Source organism: Candidatus Frankia alpina, from assembly GCF_902806485.1.
In the GTDB taxonomy this organism is placed as follows: Bacteria; Actinomycetota; Actinomycetes; order Frankiales; family Frankiaceae; genus Frankia; species Frankia alpina.
Map to the genome: position 1 here is coordinate 1 of NZ_CADCWT010000021.1, position 21,444 is coordinate 21,444.

The following is a 21,444-nucleotide window of genomic DNA, read 5'->3' on the forward strand; positions in this document are numbered from 1 at the left end:
AGACACACGCCGTTGACGGCGATGGAGGCGCCGTGGGTCGCGTCCGCCAGTACGGTTTGACAGGCGATGGTGAGCGCCGCTGACTCCGGCCGCGCATCTACCGCAGCCACTACACCAAGCTCTTCAACGATGCCGGTGAACATCCGACCGCGCCCTTCGGTCCCGGGCACCGCCCCCCGGTTTTTTTTGGGGGGGGTTGCCACGCGGAACCTGCCGGCATGGACACGCCGGCGCGCACCCGAGGACGGCCGCGACCGCCCACGGGCACTCGGCCCGCGCGCGTCCTCCCATCCGGACTTTGACCGTCGGTCCCGGAATTCCACCGAGTCAACCGTCCCAATGTCTGCGGACGGGTCGCGGACTATCACCGCCGGCTCGGAGTTTCACCGACCCCGGAGCGCGCGTGCTGCTGGTTGTACTGGCCTAAGTCTGACATACGAAGCGGCCACACGCCGCCCTCAGCAACGTGACCAAGGTCATGGCCGGCGGCCGAATACCAGGTCGGGCGCCCCGGGCGACGCTCAGCCGAGCGGGAGGTGGCTGTTGACCGCCCGGACATCCGTGGCGAGCGCCGGGAGTTCGACCACCTCGACGCCGGCCGCAGACAGCCGTTCCGCACCGTCGCAGTCGACGAACAGCGACGGCTCACGCCAGGCGAACACCACCCGGCCAATCCCGGCGGCGAGGATGAGTTCCGTGCAGGTCCGCGGCCGCGACGCCCGAGCGCTGCATGGCTCCAGCGAGCTGTACACCGTGGCCACAGCCAGATCGACAACGGCGGCCCGGTCTGTGCCGGCGGCCAGGCGGCGCAGCGCGACCTCCTCGGCGTGGTCGTGCGGCTCCTGCGCCCGAGAGTAGCCGTCGGCGAGCAGGGTCCCGTCAGCCGCCACGATCATCGCGCCGACCGAGAACGCCGTGGTCGACGGCGGGCAGCGGCGTCCGAGCTCGACCGCGCGGGCCAGCCAGTAGCGGTCCCCGCCGGGCCCCGGAGGCGGGCCGTCGGGGCGCGACGGCACGGACGTCGTCACGCGGGGTCGGCGACCGCGCGAGCGGGCGGTGCAGTCAGCCGGGGGGCGACCCGCAGCGCCTGGGCGCGCAGCTTCTCGACGGCCTCGCCGGGATCGGCCGCGCCGAAGACCGCCGTGCCGGCGACGAAGACGTCGACCCCGGCAACCGCGGCCAGCTCGACGGTTTCCTCGTTGACCCCACCGTCGATCTGCAGCCACAGGTCCAGGCCGCGGTCGTCGATCAGCCGGCGAGCCGCCTCGATCTTCGGCAGCACCTCGGTCATGAACTTCTGGCCACCGAATCCGGGCTCGATCGTCATCAGCAGCAGCAGGTCGAAGCGGTGCAGGTCGTCGAGGTAGTGCTCAACCGGAGTGTTCGGCTTCACAGCGAGACCGGTACGGGCGCCGGCGGCCCGGATCGCCGCGGTGGTCCGGGGCAGGTCGGACACGGCCTCGGCGTGAATGGTCACGTTCGCCGCGCCACGCTCGGCGTAGTCGGCGGCCCAGCGATCCGGATTCTCGATCATGAGATGGCAGTCGAGCGGGGTCTGTGTCACCGACCGCAACGCCGTCACCGCGTCCGGGGAGAACGCCAGGTTCGGGACGAAGTGGTAGTCCATAACGTCGACGTGCAGCCAGTCGGCCCGTCCCTCGACCGCGACGGCGGCGTCGGCCAGTCGGCCAAAGTCCGCGGCGAGCAGGCTGGGATAGATCTGTGCGGTTGCCACCCCGCGAGACTATCGACTCAATCGGCGCACGCCCCGAGCCGTTCGACACCTCCGCGCTCGGGCCTCGGCCGCACGCCGGGCCCGGGGCAGGCGGTCGGGGCAGGCGGTCGGCCGACTCGCCGCCGGCGCCTGCCCACCTGCGCGGGCTCAGTTCTGGTTGCGGCGCAGCAGCGCCATGAACATCGCGTCCGTGCCGTGCCGGTGCGGCCAGAGCTGGACGAACGGCCCGGATCCGAGCGCGTCGACCTCCGGCAAGGCGAGCCGGGCGTCGAGCACGGAGGTGTCCGCGCGCTGGCCGGTCACCTGGCGGACCACCTCGACAGTCTCCGCCGGATGCGGGGAGCAGGTCGCGTAGGCGACCACGCCGCCGGGTCGGACCAGGTCCAGTGCGGCGACGAGCAGGGCGCTCTGCAACGGCACGAGGGCGGCCAGGTCGCCGGGGATGCGCCGCCAGCGGGCCTCCGGGCGGCGGCGCAGCGCGCCGAGCCCGGTGCAGGGCACGTCGACGAGCACCCGATCGGCGCTGCCCGCGGGCAACGGGGCCGCCCGCCCGTCCGCGCGCACCACCCAGGCCCGCGGCTCCCCCGCCAGCGACCGCGCCACCAGGCCGGCCCGGGTGGCGCGAGGCTCAAGTGCGAGCAGGCTCGCCCCGGCCCCGAGCGCCGCCCCGGATGGGGGCGCCGGCTCGGAAACCGACGCCGGCTCGGGCCCGGCGCCCGAGCGGTCGGTGAGCAGGCCGGCGAGCAACGCCGCCTTGCCGCCGGGGCCCGCGCACAGGTCGACGGTCAGCCCGCGGTCCCGGCCGACCGTCGCCGTCCGGGCCAGAGCGAGCGCCACGAGCTGGCTGCCCTCGTCCTGCACCGCCGCGAGCCCGGACGCCACCGTCGGCAGCCGCCCGGGATCACCGCCGTCGAGGCGTACCGCGAACGGCGAATAGAGGCCGGGGGCCGCGACCAGCCCCTCCTGGGCGGCCTCGGCGAGCAGGCGCTCCCGGTCGGTGCGGCCCGGCCGGGCGACCAGATGCACCGCCGGCCGCTCGTCGTCGGCGGCGAGGGCCGCGCGGGTCTCGTCGAGGTCGTCACCGAGCACCTCGGCGACAACCTCGACGATCCACCGCGGATGGGCGTTCACCACCGCGAGATGGCCGATCGGGTCGGCATCGAAGCGGGGGGCGCCGAGCAGCTGGGCGAGGTCCCCGCCCGACTCCGCGATCCGGGCTGCCACCCGGCGCATCACCGCGTTCGCGAACCGGATCGGGCGCTCGCCGCTGGTCGCCCGGACGAGGTCCACGGTGCTGGCCACCGCGGCCCGGGCGGGCACCCGGGTACGCAGCAGCTGGTAGGCGCCGAGCCGCAGCGCGTCGCGCAGCGGCGGGTCGATGTCGCGCACGGGTCGGCTCGTGGCCGTGTCGAGCAGCCCGTCGAGGGTTCCCTGGGCGCGCAGCGCCCCGTAGGCGAGTTCGGTGACGAAGCCGCGATCGCGGGCCGGCAGCCCGCTGCCGGCGAGCAGCGAGGGCAGGAGCAGGTTGGCGTAGGAGCCGCGCTCGTCGACCGCCCGCAGTACCTCCCAGGCCAGCCGGCGGGGCCGGTCGACGGCGGCGGGCGGGCGCGCCCCGCGGGTGCCCGGTGACCCGGCCGGGCTCATGCGGCTCCCCCACCGCCGGCGGGTGCCCCCGCCGGCGCACGCAGGACGTCCTCGTCGGTCAGGCGCGCCCCTCGGACCCAGTCGGCGGCCTTCATCGGCCCTCGGCCCTCGGGTCGCACCTCGCCGAGCAGCACCGGGCCTGTCCCGGTGCCCACGGCGACCGCGCCGTCGGTGAGCGCCGCCAACCGACCCGGCACCAGTTCGTCCGGCGCGTTCTGCGCCCCGGCGCGCACCGGACCTATTTTGAGCCGCCGGTCCCGGAACATCGTCCAGGCTCCGGGTGCGGGCGTCGCCGCCCGGGTCAACCGGTCCACGACGACCGCCGGCAGGGTCCAGTCGATCAGCACATCCTGGGCGGTCAGCTTCGGCGCAAACGATATTCCCTCGGCGGGCTGGGGCGCGGCCTGCAGAGTTCCGTCGTCGATGCCGTTCATGACCGCGGCGAGCAGGTGCGCACCGGACTCCGCGAGCCGGTCGAGCAGGTCGCCGGAGGTGTCGGTGGGGCGGACCCGCTCGGTGACGACGCCGAACACCGGGCCGGAGTCCATCGCCGGTTCGATCTGGAACACGCTGGCGCCGGTGAGGTCGTCGCCGGCCAGCACGGTCCGCTGCACCGGGGCCGCGCCGCGGTAGGCCGGCAGCAGTGAGAAGTGCAGGTTCACCCAGCCGTGGGGGGGAATCGCCAACGCCTCCCGGGGCAGCAGGGCGCCGTAGGCGACGACCGGGCAGCAGTCGGGTGCCAGCTCGGTGAGCGCCGCGAGGAAGTCCGGGTCGCGCGGCCGCTCCGGGCTGAGCACCGGGATGCCGGCCTCGTCGGCAAGCAGGTGCACGGGCGGCGGTTTGATCTTCCGGCCCCGGCCGACGGGACGGTCGGGACGGGTGACGACCGCGACCACGTCGTGGCGCGGGCTGTCGATCAACGCCCGCAGGCTGGGCAGGGCGACCGCCGGTGTGCCGGCGAAAACTAGACGCATACGCGAGCACCGATCCGCCGCGACGCCATGCGGACGCCGCGGCCGTCTACGGGGGCATGATCCGAGCTGTTCGGGCTGGCCAGGGACCGTCCGCCGTCGCCCGCGGGCGGGGACACGGGCGGCGTCCTCGGGCCTGCCGCTGCCGACCGTATCGCGGGCGGCCGCCGCTGTGACGGACGGTCGGCCTCGTCGGCGGACGGGGTTGTCTCGAGGACTCGACGAGCTGGCGATCCTACTCGTGTCGCTACGCTGTCGCTGGCCCGTTCCTCACCTCCGCGGGGCCGACACTGTGATGCCCCCAGCTCGGCCGGCGATGCCCGCGGGGTCTGGGCCGCCCCCAGTTCGGCGCGCCCATCGGCCGCCACCCCTCGCGCATCCTTCTGTGACCAGTCGCGCACGGAGCCGTGCCGAGGTTTAGCCACGGTTTTCGGCGCTGAAACCGTGGCTAATCCTCGGCATGATCTGGCCGGGAAGCGGGCGGGCGGGGAAGCGGGCGGCAGTGGCCAGGGCCACTGCGGGCTGCAGTCGGCGGTGACGGGCTCGCCGTCAGCCGATGACGAGCGGATCAAGTTGGACGCGCAGGCCGGCGGTGCTCCGGCGGGTGCCGAGGACGCCGCGGGCCTCGTGCAGCGCGGCGGCGAGGGCCACGCCGCGCTCGCGGGGCACCCGGATGAGCAGGCGTTCAATCTCCACCTCGCCCGGCCCGCCGGCTCGCGAGCCGCCGCCCAGCACGGGCCCGGCCGCGGGCTCGGGCCGGCCGCCACGCCGGCGGCCGCGACCGCCCGGAGCCGCTGCCGCCCGGGCGGGGGGTGCGGGCGGCAGCGGCACGGGGCCCAGCAGGCCGGCGCCCTCGGGCAGGCGGGTGACGGCGAGCAGCTCGGCGACGGCCGCGGCACTGCCTTCCACGGTGGCCATCCGGGTTGCCGGCGGGAACCCGAGTTCGGCGCGTTCGTCGGCCTCCCGGGCGGCGAAGGTCGCGGGATCCCAGCGGATCAGCGCCTGTACGACCGGGAGCCCCGCGTCGGCGGACACGATGACCCGCCCACCGCGTGGCGCCGGGCGGGCCAGCGCCGCCGCCGCCACCCAGCGCCGCAGGGTGATCTCGGCGGCCCGCAGGTCGGGACGGCCAAGCAGAGCCCAGCCGTCGAGGAGCAGCACCGCGCCGTACCCGCCGGCGGCGACCGGCTCGGCGCCGGGGGTGGAGATGACGAGCGCCGGCTCCGCGGGGACGGTGGCGAGCACGCCGTCGCGACCCGAGGTCCGCACCGGGACGCCGGGGAAGGCCCGGCCCAACTCCTCGGCGGTGCGCCGGTCCCCCGTCACCGAGGCCCGCAGCCGCTCGCTCGAACACGACGGACACCGCCAGACCGCCGCCCCGACCACGCCACCCGCCCCACCCCGAGCGGCGGGCACGGGACGGCCGCACCACTGGCAGGTCAGCACGCCGGCGCCGGAAGACCGGCCCAGCGGGCCCTGGCAGTGCCGGCAGCGGGCAGGACGCCGGCAGTCCGCGCACGCCAGTGAGGGGTGGTAGCCGCGCCGGGGCACCTGGACCAGCACTGGGGCGCCGGCGGCCAGCGCCTGGCGGGCCGTGCGGACCGCGAGCGAGGGCAGCCGCGCCGCGCGGGCGGCGGGATCGCGGGCGTACTCGTGGTCCGAACCGGTCGCCTCGACGCGGGGGGCGAGCCCCCGGACCTCGGACAGGGGCAGCGCCAGCGGGTGGGCCCAGCCGCCACGGACGAGCGCCTCGGCCTCCGTTGTCGGGCAGAAGCCACCGATCAGCAGTGCGCAGCCGTCCTGGCGGGCGCGCAGTACGGCGACGTCGCGGGTGTGCGGGTAGGGGGCCAGCGGCTCGGCATGCAGCTCGTCCCCGTCGTCCCACACGACCAGCAGGCCGAGGTCGGCCACGGGGGCGAAGACCGCGGCCCGGGTGCCCACCACGACCCGGGCCTGCCCACGGGCGGCCGCGAGGAAGGCGCCATAGCGGCGGGACGGGCCGAGGTCGGCCCGCAGGGCGACGGTGATCTCGCGCCCGACCACCTCGACCAGCGCGGCCTCCACTCGATCGACGTCGCGGTGGTCGGGAACGACGACGATCGCACCGCGGCCCGACCGCACCGCGGCGCCGACCACGGCGGCGATCATCGCCGGCCAGGCGGGGCCGGGCGGCGCCCACCACACGGCACGCGGTGACCGGCCTGCAGCCAGCGCCGCGAGCATCGACGGTCCGGCGGGATAGCGCGCCCACTCCCCCAGTTCGGCGGAGATGGTCGCCGGTGGGGAAGTCGCCGGTGGGGAAGGATCGGCCGCCGGTTCGCCGGGAGTGGCCTCGGGCATCGCGGTGGCGGTTCGCGGCGGCGCGTGGGTGGTCTCGGTACGGCCGTGGCGGGGTGGGACGGCGAGGCGGAGGACGTCGGCCAGTGTGCCGGCGTAGCGGTCCGCCACGGTGCGGGCGAGCCGGGCGATCGACTCGGACAGCACCGGCTCCGGCGAGACCGACCGCTCGAGCGGGGCAAGCCGGCCGGGGTGCTCCGAGGCCGCCCGCCGCTCCAGGACGAATCCGTCGACCTGCCGGCCGGCGAAGCGGACCCGGACCCGGGAGCCGGGCACGGCCGCCGCGGCGAGATCGGCCGGGACGAGGTAGTCGAAGGGACGGTCGAGGTGGGTCAGCGGGGTGTCGACCGCGACCCTGGCCACAGGCAGCTCCGCAGCCGGCGGGGACGGCGCACCAAGACCGCGGGCCCGCCCCGACCCGGCGCGCGCACCCGATCCCCGGCCCGGCCGCGGTGGCCCGGCCGGCCCCGGGCCAAGGCCGGGGATCGTGTCGGGCCGCTCGGTCATGTGGGCATTAGTACCAGGTCCCGCCGACAGGATCGGCCGGCCCACGGCCCCGCCTGGTCACGGAGGCGAGTCGACCGTGCGCTCGAGGCGTCAGCCCTTGACCGCGCGCTGGAGAGCCTCGGCGCGCGAGGTGGACTCCCAGGTGAAGTCGAGCTCGGGGCGGCCGAAGTGCCCGTAGGCGGCGGTCTGGGCGTAGAGCGGGCGCAGCAGGTCCAGGTCACGGATGATGGCCGCCGGACGCAGGTCGAAAACCTGGGTCACGGCGTCCTGGATCTGCTCCTCGGGAACCGTGCCGGTGCCGAAGGTCTCGACGAACAGGCCGACCGGGTGCGCCTTGCCGATGGCGTAGGCGACCTGCACCTCGCAGGCGCTGGCGAGGCCGGCGGCGACCACGTTCTTGGCGACCCAGCGCAGGGCGTAGGCGGCCGAGCGGTCGACCTTGGACGGGTCCTTGCCTGAGAAGGCGCCGCCGCCGTGCCGGGCGTAACCGCCGTAGGTGTCGACGATGATCTTGCGACCGGTCAGGCCTGCGTCGCCCATCGGGCCGCCGATCTCGAAACGGCCGGTAGAGTTGATCAGCAGGCGGCGGCCCTCGGTGGAGATGTCGAGCAGCGCCAGCTCCGGCTCGACGACGTACTCGGCGATGTCGGGCGCGAGCAGCGTGTCGAGGTCGATGTCGGCGGCGTGCTGGGTGGAGACGACGACCGTGTCGAGGCGGACGGGCTTGCCGTCGGCGTACTCGATGGTCACCTGGGTCTTGCCGTCCGGGCGCAGGTAGCCAACCTGGCCGTCCTTGCGGACCGCGGACAGCCGCCTCGCGAGGCGGTGCGCCAGCGCGATCGGCAGCGGCATGAGCTCGGGGGTCTGGTCACAGGCGAAGCCGAACATCAGGCCCTGGTCCCCGGCGCCCTGGCGGTCGAGCTCGTCCTCGTTGGAGCCCTCGACGCGGGACTCGTGGGCGGTGTCGACGCCCTGGGCGATGTCCGCTGACTGCGCGCCGATGGAGACGCTGACGCCGCAGGAGGCGCCGTCGAACCCCTTCTTCGACGAGTCGTAGCCGATCTCCAGGATGCGCTCGCGGACGACCGCGGCGATGTCGACGTAAGTCTTGGTGGTGACCTCACCGGCGACGTGCACCTGGCCCGTCGTGATGAGCGTTTCCACCGCGACCCGGCTCTTCGGGTCATCCTTGATCATTGCATCGAGGATCGAGTCACTGATCTGGTCAGCGATCTTGTCCGGATGCCCTTCGGTGACGGACTCGGACGTGAACAGGCGCGTCGCCACTGGTCTAACCCCCTGGGAGATCCGGTTGATTCCGACGAAGCTTACCGAGTAGCCCGCACGGGCACCCGCACTGCCTCGCCGGCCGTTGCATCGCCGTGACCGATCTGGAACTCCACCACGAGGTCGAGGATCCGGTGCGCGACCAGGTCCTTGCTCGCCCGCTCGATGGTCGTCTGGCTACCGTCGGCGGCCAGGACCACCGCGGCGTTGTCCGCCACCTCGAACCCGAGCCCGGCGCCGACCTGGTTGACGACGAGGAGATCGACGGGCTTGCGGGCGAGTTTCGCCCGCGCGTGGTCGAGAACCCCGCCGTCGGGGCCGCCCGTCTCGGCGGCGAATCCGACCAGGAGCTGCCCGGGACGGCGGTTCGTCACCAACTCGGACAACACGTCAGGGTTTCGCACCAGAGCAATGGAGTCGGGCGCCGCGGATTCTTTCTTAATCTTGTACGTCTGGGTTGCCTGCGGCCGGAAATCGGCGACTGCGGCGGCCATCACGACGACATCCGCCGACGGCGCCACCTCGTGCACCCGTTCCCGCAGCTCGACGGCGGAGGTGACCGCGATCGTGCGCGCCCCGGCGACCTCGGGCAGGGCGACGTTGGCCGCGACCACCGTCACCGAGGCGCCGCGGGCCAGTGCCGCCCGGGCCACCGCGTAGCCCTGGCGCCCGCTGGAGGCGTTGCCGAGGAAGCGGACCGGGTCGAGGTACTCCCGGGTGCCCCCGGCGGTGACCAGCACGTGCCGGGCGGCGAGGTCCGGGCGGACGCCGTCGGCCCCGCGGACGAGTACCGCCATGCCGAGCGCGGCGATCTCCGCCGGTTCGGGCAGCCGGCCGGGCCCGGAATCGGCGCCGGTCAGCCGGCCGGCAGCCGGGTCGAGCACCACCGCGCCCCGGGCTCGCAGGGTGGCCACGTTCGCCCGGGTGGCCGGATGCTGCCACATCTCGGTGTGCATCGCCGGCGCGAAGATCACCGGGCAGGTGGCCGTGAGCAGGGTCCCGGTGAGAAGATCGTCGGCCCGCCCGGCGGCCGCGCGGGCCATCAGGTCCGCGGTCGCCGGGACGACGAGGACGAGGTCGGCCTCCCGCCCGATGCGGACGTGGGCCACCTCGCCGGCGTCGCTCCACACCTCGGTCGTGACCGGGTTGCCGGACAACGCCGCCCAGGTCGTCTCCCCGACGAAACGCAGCGCGGACGGCGTGGGCACGACCCGCACCTCATGCCCGGACTCGATGAACCGGCGCAGCACCTCGACCGCCTTGTAGGCGGCGATGCCCCCGGCCACACCGAGCACGACCCGGGGTCGTCGGGCGGGGGCGCCCGCGGTGCCGGTGGGCTCGTCGGTCACGGCCGGGTCAGGCGACCGGCGGAAGGCCGTCGGAGACCGTCTCGTGGGTGAGCAGACCGGCGTTGATCTCGCGCAGGGCGATCGACAGCGGCTTCTCCTGGGCGTTGGTCGTCTCGACCAGCGGCCCGACGTACTCCAGCAGGCCCTCGCCGAGCTGCGAGTAGTAGGCGTTGATCTGGCGGGCCCGCTTGGCCGCGTAGATGACCAGGCTGTACTTCGAGTCGGTGGCCTCAAGCAGCTCGTCGATCGGCGGGTTGGTGATGCCTTCGGGGTGGGCTACGGTTCCGGCCACGATGTCCTTCCGGGGTGGATGTCCGGAACGGCAGCAGCCGTCCGGACTGTGCACCCGGGCACAGGCGTCAAGACTCCTGTGCCCGGGTTCGAGCGCATGAGGTACGGCTTCGCGGCGCGGTACGAGCGGACCCGCGCCTAAGAGGCGATCATCAATGCTACCAACCGCGCGGCCGCGGCCCGCACATCGTCGTTGACGACCACGTGGTCGAACTCCGTCTCGGCCGCGAGCTCGATGCGAGCCCGGTCCAGCCGGCGGGCGATGACCTCGGGCGACTCGGTCCCCCGGCCGGTCAGCCGCCGCACCAGCTCCTCGAACGTGGGTGGAGCGAGAAAGACGAACCGGGCGGTCGGCATCGCCGAACGCACCTGGCGGGCCCCGAGCAGTTCGATCTCCAGCAGGCACGGGACGCCCTCGGCGAGCCGTGCCTGCAGTGGACCCCGCGGGGTGCCGTAGGCGTGCCCGGCGAACATCGCATGCTCGACGAACTCACCGGACTTGACCATCCGGGCGAACTCCTCGGCGTCGACGAAGTGGTACTCGACACCGTCGGTCTCCCCGGGCCGGGGAGCCCGGGTGGTGGCACTGACCGAGACCCAGACCTCGGGATGACGCTCGCGGACGGCCGCAACGACCGTCCCCTTCCCGACTCCGGATGGCCCGGACAGCACAGTGAGTCCCACGGTCACAACCCTAGGGCCTCCGGGACGGCTGCCGCACAGCGGTCATCCGCCTGCGGACGACCCCAAGATGAGACTTGTTTCCCATGGACTTACGGATCGGGGGCCGGTAAAGAATACCGACCCCCGATCCCCTCGGAAGATCCCGCGACTTCACCGGAAGTACGTGAGTGAGACCACTCACCCGGCGATGCCGCGTCCCGCCAAGGCCCTACTCCGGTTGCCGGAGTGGATTTCCCACTCCGCCGGATCAGGCCGTTCCGAACTCCTCGAGGAGCGCGGCGCGCTGCTTCGCGCCGAGCCCTCTCAGCCGGCGGGTCGGACTGATCCCGAGCCGTTCTCGGATCTTCTGGGCGCGCACGCGCCCAACTCCGGGAAGCGACTCCAGAACAGCCGAAACCTTCATCTTGCCGACGACCTCATCGGCCTCGGCTAGTTGCAAGACGGCGGCCAGAGTGGTCTCCGCCTTCTTCAACCGCTCCTTGAGTTCCGCGCGCTGCTTACGAGCCAGCGCGGCTTTCTCGAGGGCGGCGGCCCTCTGCTCGGGCGTTAGGGGCGGCAGGGGCACGGGTACGCCTCCTCAATTCGGTGATCGCGCCGCGCAAACTAGCGAGGAAGTGGCTCCTCGGTCCAGTCTTGGCCACAACACTCTGATGCGGACATATTGTTCGCACAAGAGAAGGCTTTGACGGGACGAAAGGGGTGGCCCGCTCGTGCCGCACCCTTTCGGTCTACGACGGCCCCACCGTACCGCTTCGTACCGCACCAGGACGAACACACCCTGCCCTGACCACGGCCGTCAGCGGCCCGCAGGCCTCTGACCTGCGGAAATACTGTCTGCGACCATTTTTGCTGCCATGCCCAGATCGGCGGCTCGGGTGATGGGACGACCCACCACGACCAGGTCAGCACCCGCTTCCAACGCCTCCCGCGGGGTCGCGATCCGGGCCTGGTCGGCCACCTCGGACCCCTCCGGACGCACCCCGGGCGTGATGAGAGTCACGTTGTCACCGAGCTCCGAACGGACCATTCGGACCTCCTGTGGGCTGCACACAAGGGTGCGCGCCCCGGCCTCGACGGCGAGCACGGCGAGGCGGCGGACGGCGTCCTGCGGCGGCCCGGCAAGCCCGACGGCGGCCAGCGCGGCGGCATCGAGCGAGGTGAGGACGGTCACAACGGCTACTTCAACCGCAGGAGCTGCAGCCACCGCCGCACGTATCATCGCCGGCCCCCCAGCCGCATGCACGGTGACGAATCGAGGCTGCAACGTGGCAACCGACCGCATTCCACCGGCGACCGTCGCCGGAATATCGTGCAGCTTGAGATCAAGGAACAGCTCGGGCGGGCCGCCCACCCCGCCCGCAGCACCCTCGGCGGGCTCGGCGAGCAGACCGGCCGCGCGCAGGGCCGCCACGATCGCCGGTCCCTCCCGGTAGAACAGCTCCAGCCCGATCTTGAGCACGGCGGCGTACGGCGCGACCGCCTCGGCCCACCGCAGCGCGGTCGCGCCGTCCGGGGCGTCGAGCGCGACCGCCAGCGGCGCCTGCCCGGCGCGCGGGGTGAAGCGGGACGGGGCGCTCACCGGGCGGTCCGCGCGGGGCCGAGGTCGGTAGCTGCGCCGGGCCCGGCCGCGTCTGCGGCGGGCGGCGCGGCGGGATCTGCGGCCGACGTCCCGGGTGGTCCGTTGGACGACGTGGACCGCTCGTCGGCGGACCCGGTCGGATGCTCCTCGAAGCGCTCGGTCGGCAACTCGTCGAAGGACACGGCCGGCTGCTCGTCGAAACGCCCGGTCGGCAACTCGTCGAAGGATCCCGCCGACTGGTCATCGAAGGACGCGGCCGGCTGCTCGGAGACGGGCGCATCCGGGGCCGCGCCGGCCGGGCGGTCGGCACCGTCGGGACCGTCCGCGCTGCCCCACGCCTCGCGCAGGGCGGCGTGGTACTCCTGCAGCGGCCGAACGCCCAGCTCCCCGCGGACCAGGGCCTCGACGCCCTGCACGCAGGCGGCGGCACCCTGAATGGTGGTGATGCACGGGACCCCGGCGCTGACGCAGGCGGTGCGGATCTCGTAGCCGTCGAGCCGCGGGCCGACGCCCCACGGGGTGTTGATGACCAGATCAATCTGACCCGAGGTGATCATCTCGACGCAGTCGAGCAGGCCCTCGGTCGGCGCCCGGTGCTTGCCGAGCACGACTGCCTTGACCCCGTTGCGCCGCAGCACCTGGGCGGTCCCCTCGGTGGCGTAGACGACGAAGCCGAGATCCGCGAGCCGCTTGATCGGGAAGATCATCGCCCGCTTGTCCCGGTTGGCGACCGAGACGAACACCCGCCCGTAGGTGGGCAGCCCGTTGTAGGCGGCGGCCTGCGACTTGGCGTAGGCGGTGCCGAAGCCGTCGTCGATGCCCATCACCTCGCCGGTGGACTTCATCTCCGGGCCGAGGACGGTGTCCACCCCGCGCCCGCCGGCGTCGCGGAAGCGGCCGAAGGGCAGCACCGCCTCCTTGACCGCGATGTGCGAGTCCAGCGGCAGGGTGGCGCCGTCGCCGGTGCGCGGCAGCAGGCCCTCGGCGCGCAGCTCGTCGACGGAGGCGCCGAGCATCACCCGGGCGGCCGCCTTGGCCAGCGGCACCGCCGTCGCCTTGGAGACGAACGGGACGGTGCGCGAGGCCCGCGGGTTGGCCTCCAGGACGTAGAGGACGTCGGACTGCAGGGCGTACTGGACGTTGAGCAACCCCCGCACCCCGACGCCGCGGGCGATCGCCTCGGTGGACGTGCGGATGCGTTCCAGGTCAGCGCGGCCGAGCGTGATCGGCGGCAGGGCGCAGGCCGAGTCGCCGGAGTGCACGCCGGCCTCCTCGATGTGCTCCATCACGCCGGCGAGGTAGAGCGTCTCGCCGTCGAACAGGGCGTCGACGTCGATCTCGACGGCGTCGTCGAGGAACCGGTCGACGAGCACGGGGTGCTCGGGGGAGATCGCCGTGGCCCGCTCGATGTAGTCGCGCAGCATGGTGTCGTCGTAGACGATCTCCATCCCGCGCCCGCCGAGTACGTAGGAGGGGCGCACCAGCACCGGGTAGCCGATCCGCTCGGCGACGGTGCGGGCCTCGGCGAAGGAGGTCGCCACCCCGTGCGGCGGGGAGGGCAGGCCGGCGGCGGCCAGCACCTGGCCGAACTGGCCGCGGTCCTCGGCCAGATGAATCGCCTTCGGCGCGGTCCCGACGATCGGCACGCCCGCCTCGGCCAGCGCCGCAGCGATGCCCAGCGGGGTCTGGCCGCCGAGTTGGACGATCACCCCGGCCAGCGGGCCGGCCTGCTGCTCGGCGTGGACGACCTCGAGGACGTCCTCGACCGTCAGCGGCTCGACGTAGAGCCGGTCGGCGGTGTCGTAGTCGGTGGACACCGTCTCCGGGTTGCAGTTGACCATGACGGTCTCGAAGCCGACGTCGGACAGCGCCATCACCGCGTGGCAGCAGGCGTAGTCGAACTCGATGCCCTGGCCGATGCGGTTGGGACCGCTGCCGAGCACGATCACCCGCGGCCGGCCGCTCGGCGCCACCTCGGTCTCGCTGTCGTAGGCCGAGTAGTGGTACGGGGTCTCGGAGGCGAACTCGGCCGCGCAGGTGTCCACGGTCTTGAACACCGGCCGGATGCCGGCCCGGTGGCGGAACGCGCGGACCACGTCCTCGGACGTGCCGAGCAGCTCGGCGAGCTGGGTGTCGGCGAAGCCGGCCCGCTTGGCCCGGCGGATGCCCACCGACGTGCGGGTGATGTCGGCGGCGATCTCGTTGAGGAAGACGATCTGATCGACGAACCAGGGGTCGATGCCGGTCACCCGGTTGACGTCCGCCGGGTCCGCGCCGGCGAGCAGCGCCTGCTGGACCACCCGCAGGCGGCCGTCGTGCGGCACCCGGGTCGACTCCAGCAGGGTGGCCGCGTCCTCGGTCGGCGGGATGAAGGAGAACATCGAGCCCGCCGACTCCATCGAACGCAGCGCCTTCTGCAGCGCCTCGGCGAAGCTGCGGCCCACCCCCATCGCCTCGCCGACCGACTTCATCGTCGTCGTCAGCGTCGGGTCGGCGCCGGGGAACTTCTCGAACGCGAACCGCGGCACCTTCACCACGACGTAGTCCAGCGTCGGTTCGAAGGCGGCCGGCGTGGTCCGGGTGATGTCGTTGGGGATCTCGTCGAGGGTGTAGCCGAGGGCGAGCTTCGCCGAGATCTTGGCGATGGGGAAGCCGGTGGCCTTGGACGCCAGCGCCGACGAGCGCGACACCCGCGGGTTCATCTCGATGACGACCTGGCGGCCCGTCGCCGGGTCGACGGCGAACTGGATGTTGCAGCCGCCGGCGTCGACCCCGACGGCGCGCATGACCGCGATCGACATGTCGCGCATCGCCTGGTACTCGCGGTCGGTCAGGGTCATCGCCGGGGCGACGGTGATCGAGTCGCCGGTGTGGACGCCCATCGGGTCGACGTTCTCGATGGAGCAGACTACGACCACGTTGTCGGCGCGGTCGCGCATGAGCTCCAGCTCGAACTCCTTCCAGCCGAGGATCGACTCCTCGACCAGGACCTCCGTCGACGGGCTCGCCGCGAGACCGTCGGCGGCCATCCGGGTGAGCTCGCTCGCGTCGTGGGCGAAGCCGCTGCCGGCGCCACCGAGGGTGAAGCTCGGCCGCACGACCACGGGATAGGCGAACTCCTCCCCCGCGGCCAGGCACTCCTCGACGGTGTGGCAGATGGCGCTGCGGGCTGTCTCGCCGCCGACGGTGGCGACGATGTCCTTGAACGCCTGCCGGTCCTCGCCGGCGCGGATCGCGTCGATGTTCGCGCCGATCAGCCGGACACCGAAGCGGTCCAGGACGCCGGCGTCGTGCAGGGCGACGGCGGTGTTCAGCGCCGTCTGGCCGCCCATGGTCGCGAGGATGGCGTCGGGCCGCTCCCGCTCGATGATCTTGGTGACGATTTCCGGGGTGATCGGCTCGACGTAGGTCGCGTCGGCGAGCTCCGGGTCCGTCATGATCGTGGCCGGGTTGCTGTTGACCAGAATGACCCGCAGGCCCTCCGCTCGCAGCACCCGGCACGCCTGGGTGCCGGAGTAGTCGAACTCGCAGGCCTGGCCGATGACGATCGGCCCGGAGCCGATCACCAGGACGCTGCGCAGATCCTCGCGCCGAGGCATCAGACCTCCCCCCCGGCGGCCGCCACGCGGGCTTGGCGGGCGGCGGCCATCAGGTCGCGGAACCGCTCGAACAGGCCGGCCGCGTCGTGGGGGCCCGGCGCGGCCTCCGGATGGAACTGCACGCTGAAGGCCGGCACGTCCAGGCACTCCAATCCCTCGACGACCTCGTCATTGAGGCCAATGTGGCTGGCCACGACCCGGCCGAACGGCGTGTCCGTCACGCCGGTCAGCGGGGCGTTCACGGCGAAACCGTGGTTCTGGCTGGTGACCGCGATGTGGCCGGTGGCCACGTCGCCGACGGGCTGGTTCACCCCGCGATGGCCGTAGGTCAGCTTGTACGTCTCGAATCCCAGGGCCCGGGCAAGCAGCTGGTGACCGAAGCAGATCCCGAACACGGGCACGTCGGCGCGCAGCACGGTGCGCAGGGCCTCGACGGCGTAGTCGGCGGTCGACGGGTCGCCGGGACCGTTGGACAGGAACACCCCGTCGGGTTCGAGGGCGAGCAGTTCCTCGCCGGTGGTCCTGGCGGGCAGCACGTGCACCTCGCACCCGAGCGCCGCCATGGCCGCGGGGGTGGCCCGCTTGATGCCGAGGTCCAGCGCGGCGACCTTGAACTGCGCCGTGCCGCTCACCGCCGGCACCACGTAGGGCTCCGGCGTGGAGACCAGCGGGGCCAGGTCGGCACCGATCATCTCCGGCGAGCTGCACACCCGGTCGAGCAGGGCGGCCAGCGCCGCGCGTTCTCCCTCGGCGTCGGCCCGCGCCCCGTCGGCGAGCATGCTGCTGATCCCGCACCGCATCGCCCCACGTTCGCGCAGGTGACGGGTCAGCGCCCGGGTGTCGAGGCCGCTGATGCCGACCACCCCGGCGGCGACCAGCTCGTCGTCGAGGCTGCCGCGCGAGCGCCAGCTCGACGGACGCCGCGCCGGGTCACGCACGACGAAGCCGGCGACCTGGATGCGGTCGGACTCGTAGTCGGCGTCGTTGACGCCGGTGTTGCCGATGTGCGGCGCGGTCATGATGACGATCTGGCCGTGAAACGACGGGTCGCTCAGCGTCTCCTGGTAACCGGTCATCCCGGTACAGAACACGGCCTCGCCGAAGGTCTCGCCGATCGCGCCGTACGCCTCGCCGACGAAGCTGCGCCCATCCTCCAGCATCAGCACCGCGCGGGTCGGGTTCGTCCGGTCGGCCGCCCGGTCGGCCGCCCGGCCGGTCGGCCGGCCGGCGGCGGCGGAGCCAGGTGTCGTGGTGAGGACGCTCACCGATCCTCCTTCAGCCTGCGGACCTCACCCAGTGGTGAGGTCAACGGGTCGACCGGTGACCGACCGGTGTCGGACTGCTCAGGGCGGCCCCGGTCGCCGGAGCGCGGGCCCGCCGGGTGGGGATCGGACTGGTGGGGGTCGGTCGGACGCGGACCGCCACGGCGGGGGTCGGGCTGGTAGGCGTCCGGATGGCGGGGGTCGCGGCGGCGCTGCGGGTAGTCGAACCGGTCGGCGGCGCCGGGCCGGTCGCCGCGGGCCGCGCCGCGCTCACCGCGGCGCAGCCGGGGGCCCGTGCGGATCGCCGGCATCTCCTCGGTGGGCTGGCCGGAGTTCGGCCAGGGCGGCGGGGCGCCGCCCGGCCCCGGGACCGCGGCCCGCGGGCGCAGCCGGGGCCGCATCCGCGGCACCGCATGCGACGAGGTGACGTCGCCGGAGGCCAGGTGGGCCGGCGGCGGGCCGATGAGGTCGTGCACGGCCCGGACCACCTTCGGCTGGCGCGCCCGGTCCTCGCCGCGAAAGCCGGTTTCCAGCTCGTGCCCGCCGTACGACCAGGCGATCACGACCAGGCGTCCCGGCGCGGAGACCTTGCCGGCGTGGGCCCGCTCCAGGCGGGCGCCGCGGACGGCGTCCCGGGGGATCCAGAACGCGTCGCTGCCCCGGTCCACCCGCACGCCGGTCTCGTACACGCTGACGTAGCCACCGACGCGGCCGCCCAGGCCGTGCGCGGCGATCCGTTCCAGCCAGTGGCCGGCGTCGACGGTCCCGAGGTACATCCCGCGCAGCGGGGCGGCGAGCACCGTGCCGGGCTCGGCCGGCGGGCCGGGCAGCTCGGGCAGGTCCTCCTCCTGCCGATCAGCCTTGTTGCGCCGAGCCCGCAGCATCGTCCCGACCACCGCGACGAACAGCAACAGCAGGCCCACCACGAGCAGCAGATGCAGGCCCAGGCGGTCCGGCCCCCGGTCGGCGGCGAAGACGACCGGTCCAGCGGCGGATGGCGAGGCGGCGAATGGCGAGGCAGTCATACGACCTTCCCGTCGAGCACGGTGGGTCGGCCTCGCAGGAACGTGGCGCGGATCGCTCCCGGCAGAGACCGCCCCGCATAGGGGGTGTTGCGGCTGCGGCTGGCGAGAGTGTCCGCCTCGACGACCCGCCACGGTGACGGGTCGAGCAGCGTCACGGTCGCGGGCGCACCCACCGCTATGGAACTCCATCCCTCGGCGGCCGGTCGCGGCAGGCCACCGATGCGGGCCGGGGCCAGGGCCATCCGGTCGGCGACGCCGGCCCAGTCGAGGTGCCCCGGGATGAGCATCGTCTCCATCACCACCGACAGCGCGGTCTGCAGGCCCAGCATGCCGGGCCGGGCCGCGGCCCACTCTGTCTCCTTGTCCTCCAGTGCGTGCGGGGCGTGGTCGGTCGCCACGCAGTCGATCGTCCCATCGGCGAGGCCGGCACGCAGCGCAGCGACGTCGGCGGCGGTGCGCAGCGGCGGGTTGACCTTGTAGACCGGGTCGAACGAGCTGATCAGATCATCGGTGAGCAGCAGGTGGTGCGGAGTGACCTCGGCGGTGACCTGCCAGCCCTTCGCCTTCGCCCAGCGGATGAGCTCCACCGAACCCGCGGTGGAGACATGACAGACATGCAGCCGGGACCCGACGTGCCCGGCCAGCAGCGCATCCCGGGCGATGATCGCCTCCTCGGCGACCGCGGGCCAGCCGGGCAGGCCCAGCCGGGCGGCCATGACCCCCTCGTTCATCTGGGCGCCGGCGGTCAGCCTGGGCTCCTCCGCGTGCTGGGCGATCACCCCGTCGAACGCCTTGACGTACTCCAGCGCCCGACGCATGAGCAGCGCGTCGGACACGCAGTGCCCGTCGTCGGAGAACACCCGCACCTCGGCCGCCGACGTCGCCATCGCGCCGAGTTCAGCGAGGCGCTCCCCCGCCAGCCCCACCGTGACGGCGCCGACCGGCCGCACGTCGCAGTGGCCGGCGTCGAGCCCGAGCCGCCAGACCTGCTCGACGACGCCCGCGGTGTCGGCGACCGGGTTGGTGTTCGCCATCGCGAACACGGTGGTGTAGCCGCCGAGCGCCGCGGCCCGGGTGCCCGACTCGACCGTCTCGGCGTCCTCCCGGCCGGGCTCGCGCAGATGGGTGTGCAGGTCGACCAGGCCCGGGAGCATGATCAGGCCGGCGGTGTCCAGGACGGTCGTCCCGAGGGGCAGGCCCTCGGAGTCCGGGCTGGTCGAGCCCGGGGGCCGCCAGGCCGCCACGACCCCGTCGGCGAGCAGCACGTCGACGGCGTCCCCGCCGAGCGGGCGGACCTGGCGCAGCACCCAGGACTGTCCCGAGCCATTCGTCGTCATGAGACCTCCCCGGAACCGCCCAGCAGCAGATACAACACGGCCATCCGCACGCTCACCCCGTTCGCGACCTGCTCCACCACGGTCGACCGGGCCGAATCGGCGACCGCGGAGGCAATCTCCATCCCGCGCACCATCGGCCCCGGATGCATGACCAGGGCGTGCTCGGGCAGGGTCGCCGCCCGGTCGACGTCCAGCCCGTAGCGGCGGCTGTACTCCCGCTCGGTGGGGAAGAACGCCGCCGACATCCGTTCGCGCTGGACCCGCAGCATCATCACCACATCGCTCTTGGGTAGGACCGCATCGAGGTCGTACGACACCTCGACCGGCCACGAGGAGACACCCAGAGGCAACAGCGTCGGCGGGGCCACCACCGTCACACTGGCTCCAAGCGTGGTGAGTAGCCACACGTTGGACCGCGCCACGCGGGAATGCAGCACGTCGCCGACGATGGTGACGGCGAGCCCGTCGACCCGACCGAGCCGGCGGCGCATTGTGAAGGCGTCGAGCAGTGCCTGGGTCGGATGCTCGTGGGTGCCGTCGCCGGCGTTGACCACGCTGCCGCGCACCCAGGTCGCCAGCCGGTGCGGCGCGCCGCTGGCGGGATGCCGGCAGACCACCGCGTCGGCGCCCATCGCCTCGAGGGTCTGCGCGGTGTCCTTCAGGCTCTCGCCCTTCGACACGCTTGACCCGCGCGCCGAAAAATTGATCACATCTGCCGACAGTCTCTTGGCGGCTACCTCGAAGGACGTGCGGGTGCGGGTGGAATCCTCGAAGAAAAGGTTGACCACAGTGCGGCCCCGCAGGGTCGGCAGCTTGCGGACCGACGCCTCGGCAACCCGCGCCATCCGTTCCGCGGTGTCCAGCACCACCAGCGCGTCGTCCCGGCTGAGATCCTCGGTCGAAAGCAGGTGTCCCTTCACGCCCCGACTCCCTTCGCCGCCCGTGCGCGCCCCCGCTCGGCGTCCGTTCGCCGGATCACGGCAGCTCTCCCGGGTCCGCCGCGGCGCCGGTCAGGCCGGCTTCGGGCGACACGATGAGCACTCCGTCGGCGCCGTCGATCTCCCGCAGCCGGACGGCCACCGACGCGCGGCGCGAGGTCGGCATGTTCTTCCCGACGTAGTCGGCACGGATTGGCAGCTCGCGGTGACCCCGATCGACCAGGACGGCCAACTGGACCGTGCGGGGGCGGCCGTAGGCGGCCAGCGCGTCGAGCGCGGCACGCACCGTGCGCCCCGAGTAGAGGACGTCGTCGACGAGGATCACCACCCGGCCGTCGACGCCACCGTCCGGAATCTCGGTCACCTCCAGTGGCCGAACCCCGCGCAGTCGCAGATCGTCGCGATACATCGTGGGGTCGAGCGAGCCGACGGGAAGATCCACTCCCTCCACGGCATGTACTCGCTGTGCCAGACGATGTGCGAGGGGTACCCCTCGGGTGGGTACCCCGAGCAGCACCACACCGGCACCACCGGAGGTTTTTTCCAGGATCTGGTGCGCCATCCGGCTGACGATCCGGGTGATGTCGTCGGCGGACAGTACTGTCCGGGCAATGCCGGGACGGCGCGATGCGGGGTCGCTCGCGGCGGCAGAGGCCACGCGGCATCCCTCCTTCCCCGCCTCACGGGACGGTCCTTAAAGGAGCGGTCTCAGCGACGTTACCAGGGCACTCCGGACGAGTGAGGGTCCCGCGGGGGTGGCCCGCCGGCACCCGCGCGGCAGCCCGACTCCGTCCGCATCCGCCGGTTCGCGGACCCGTGCGCATTGTTGCCGCGCCAACTATCATCGCGAAGCCGTGACTGCACGTCACCGGGATCACGTGCGCCTGCGCCGGTACGAC

The 21,444-nt window shown here is 73.3% G+C and carries 17 protein-coding genes, 1 pseudogene and 1 riboswitch; all 18 genes and pseudogenes read right to left on the reverse strand.

The genetic code is table 11. The features are described from left to right. Window positions 1-143 (reverse strand): annotated as a pseudogene (locus tag G6R25_RS04555) (riboflavin synthase); the annotation flags it as partial. 132 nt (window positions 144-275) lie between these two features. Next, window positions 276-405: riboswitch (FMN riboswitch) on the reverse strand. A 116-nt stretch (window positions 406-521) separates the two neighbouring features. Further along, entirely contained in the window at window positions 522-1,028 is a 507-nt protein-coding gene (locus tag G6R25_RS04560) for a cytidine/deoxycytidylate deaminase family protein (protein WP_412842730.1), read from the reverse strand. Beyond that, window positions 1,025-1,735 (reverse strand): ribulose-phosphate 3-epimerase, encoded by a 711-nt coding sequence (rpe, locus tag G6R25_RS04565; RefSeq protein ID WP_136448515.1) that lies wholly within the window; start codon window positions 1,733-1,735, stop codon window positions 1,025-1,027. The genes G6R25_RS04560 and rpe overlap by 4 nt, the downstream gene beginning before the upstream one ends. A gap of 147 nt (window positions 1,736-1,882) precedes the next feature. Then, entirely contained in the window at window positions 1,883-3,379 is a 1,497-nt protein-coding gene (locus tag G6R25_RS04570; protein ID WP_163551982.1) for an RsmB/NOP family class I SAM-dependent RNA methyltransferase, read from the reverse strand. Next, window positions 3,376-4,353 carry a methionyl-tRNA formyltransferase gene (gene fmt / locus G6R25_RS04575; RefSeq protein ID WP_163551983.1) on the reverse strand — a complete coding sequence of 326 codons (978 nt, stop codon included), beginning with the start codon at window positions 4,351-4,353 and terminating at the stop codon, window positions 3,376-3,378. Before fmt ends, G6R25_RS04570 begins: the two co-directional genes overlap by 4 nt. A gap of 546 nt (window positions 4,354-4,899) precedes the next feature. Then, the gene (locus tag G6R25_RS04580) at window positions 4,900-7,194 is read right to left on the reverse strand and encodes a primosomal protein N' (RefSeq protein WP_163551984.1); all 2,295 of its coding nucleotides are present in this window, start codon (window positions 7,192-7,194) and stop codon (window positions 4,900-4,902) included. A 90-nt stretch (window positions 7,195-7,284) separates the two neighbouring features. Then, window positions 7,285-8,481: a methionine adenosyltransferase gene (metK, locus tag G6R25_RS04585; protein ID WP_163551985.1), complete on the reverse strand. Its 1,197-nt coding sequence runs from the start codon at window positions 8,479-8,481 to the stop codon at window positions 7,285-7,287. A gap of 41 nt (window positions 8,482-8,522) precedes the next feature. Beyond that, window positions 8,523-9,830, reverse strand: coding sequence for a bifunctional phosphopantothenoylcysteine decarboxylase/phosphopantothenate--cysteine ligase CoaBC (gene coaBC / locus G6R25_RS04590; protein ID WP_163551986.1), 1,308 nt, complete (start codon window positions 9,828-9,830; stop codon window positions 8,523-8,525). 7 nt (window positions 9,831-9,837) lie between these two features. Further along, on the reverse strand, window positions 9,838-10,122 hold the full coding sequence (rpoZ, locus tag G6R25_RS04595) for a DNA-directed RNA polymerase subunit omega (RefSeq protein WP_163551987.1): 285 nt from the start codon (window positions 10,120-10,122) through the stop codon (window positions 9,838-9,840). A 137-nt stretch (window positions 10,123-10,259) separates the two neighbouring features. Further along, complete coding sequence (gene gmk / locus G6R25_RS04600) at window positions 10,260-10,805, reverse strand: guanylate kinase (protein ID WP_163551988.1); 546 nt, start codon at window positions 10,803-10,805, stop codon at window positions 10,260-10,262. Window positions 10,806-11,052: 247 nt separating this feature from the next. Then, window positions 11,053-11,370, reverse strand: a complete 318-nt coding sequence (gene mihF / locus G6R25_RS04605) for an integration host factor, actinobacterial type (RefSeq protein ID WP_163551989.1) — start codon at window positions 11,368-11,370, stop codon at window positions 11,053-11,055. Window positions 11,371-11,601: 231 nt separating this feature from the next. Continuing rightward, window positions 11,602-12,384 (reverse strand): orotidine-5'-phosphate decarboxylase, encoded by a 783-nt coding sequence (pyrF, locus tag G6R25_RS04610; protein WP_163551990.1) that lies wholly within the window; start codon window positions 12,382-12,384, stop codon window positions 11,602-11,604. Next, a complete protein-coding gene (gene carB / locus G6R25_RS04615) occupies window positions 12,381-15,983 on the reverse strand; it encodes a carbamoyl-phosphate synthase large subunit (protein ID WP_163551991.1) in 3,603 nt (1,200 codons plus the stop codon). The genes pyrF and carB overlap by 4 nt, the downstream gene beginning before the upstream one ends. Continuing rightward, a complete protein-coding gene (gene carA / locus G6R25_RS04620; protein WP_205446865.1) occupies window positions 15,983-17,248 on the reverse strand; it encodes a glutamine-hydrolyzing carbamoyl-phosphate synthase small subunit in 1,266 nt (421 codons plus the stop codon). Before carA ends, carB begins: the two co-directional genes overlap by 1 nt. Beyond that, the gene (locus G6R25_RS04625) at window positions 17,245-18,270 is read right to left on the reverse strand and encodes a PH-like domain-containing protein (protein ID WP_163551992.1); all 1,026 of its coding nucleotides are present in this window, start codon (window positions 18,268-18,270) and stop codon (window positions 17,245-17,247) included. Before G6R25_RS04625 ends, carA begins: the two co-directional genes overlap by 4 nt. Continuing rightward, complete coding sequence (locus G6R25_RS04630) at window positions 18,267-19,607, reverse strand: dihydroorotase (RefSeq protein WP_163551993.1); 1,341 nt, start codon at window positions 19,605-19,607, stop codon at window positions 18,267-18,269. Before G6R25_RS04630 ends, G6R25_RS04625 begins: the two co-directional genes overlap by 4 nt. After that, a complete protein-coding gene (locus tag G6R25_RS04635) occupies window positions 19,604-20,527 on the reverse strand; it encodes an aspartate carbamoyltransferase catalytic subunit (protein WP_136447526.1) in 924 nt (307 codons plus the stop codon). Before G6R25_RS04635 ends, G6R25_RS04630 begins: the two co-directional genes overlap by 4 nt. 55 nt (window positions 20,528-20,582) lie before the next feature. Continuing rightward, window positions 20,583-21,203 (reverse strand): bifunctional pyr operon transcriptional regulator/uracil phosphoribosyltransferase PyrR, encoded by a 621-nt coding sequence (pyrR, locus tag G6R25_RS04640; protein ID WP_163551994.1) that lies wholly within the window; start codon window positions 21,201-21,203, stop codon window positions 20,583-20,585. Between the last annotated feature and the right edge of the window lie 241 nt (window positions 21,204-21,444).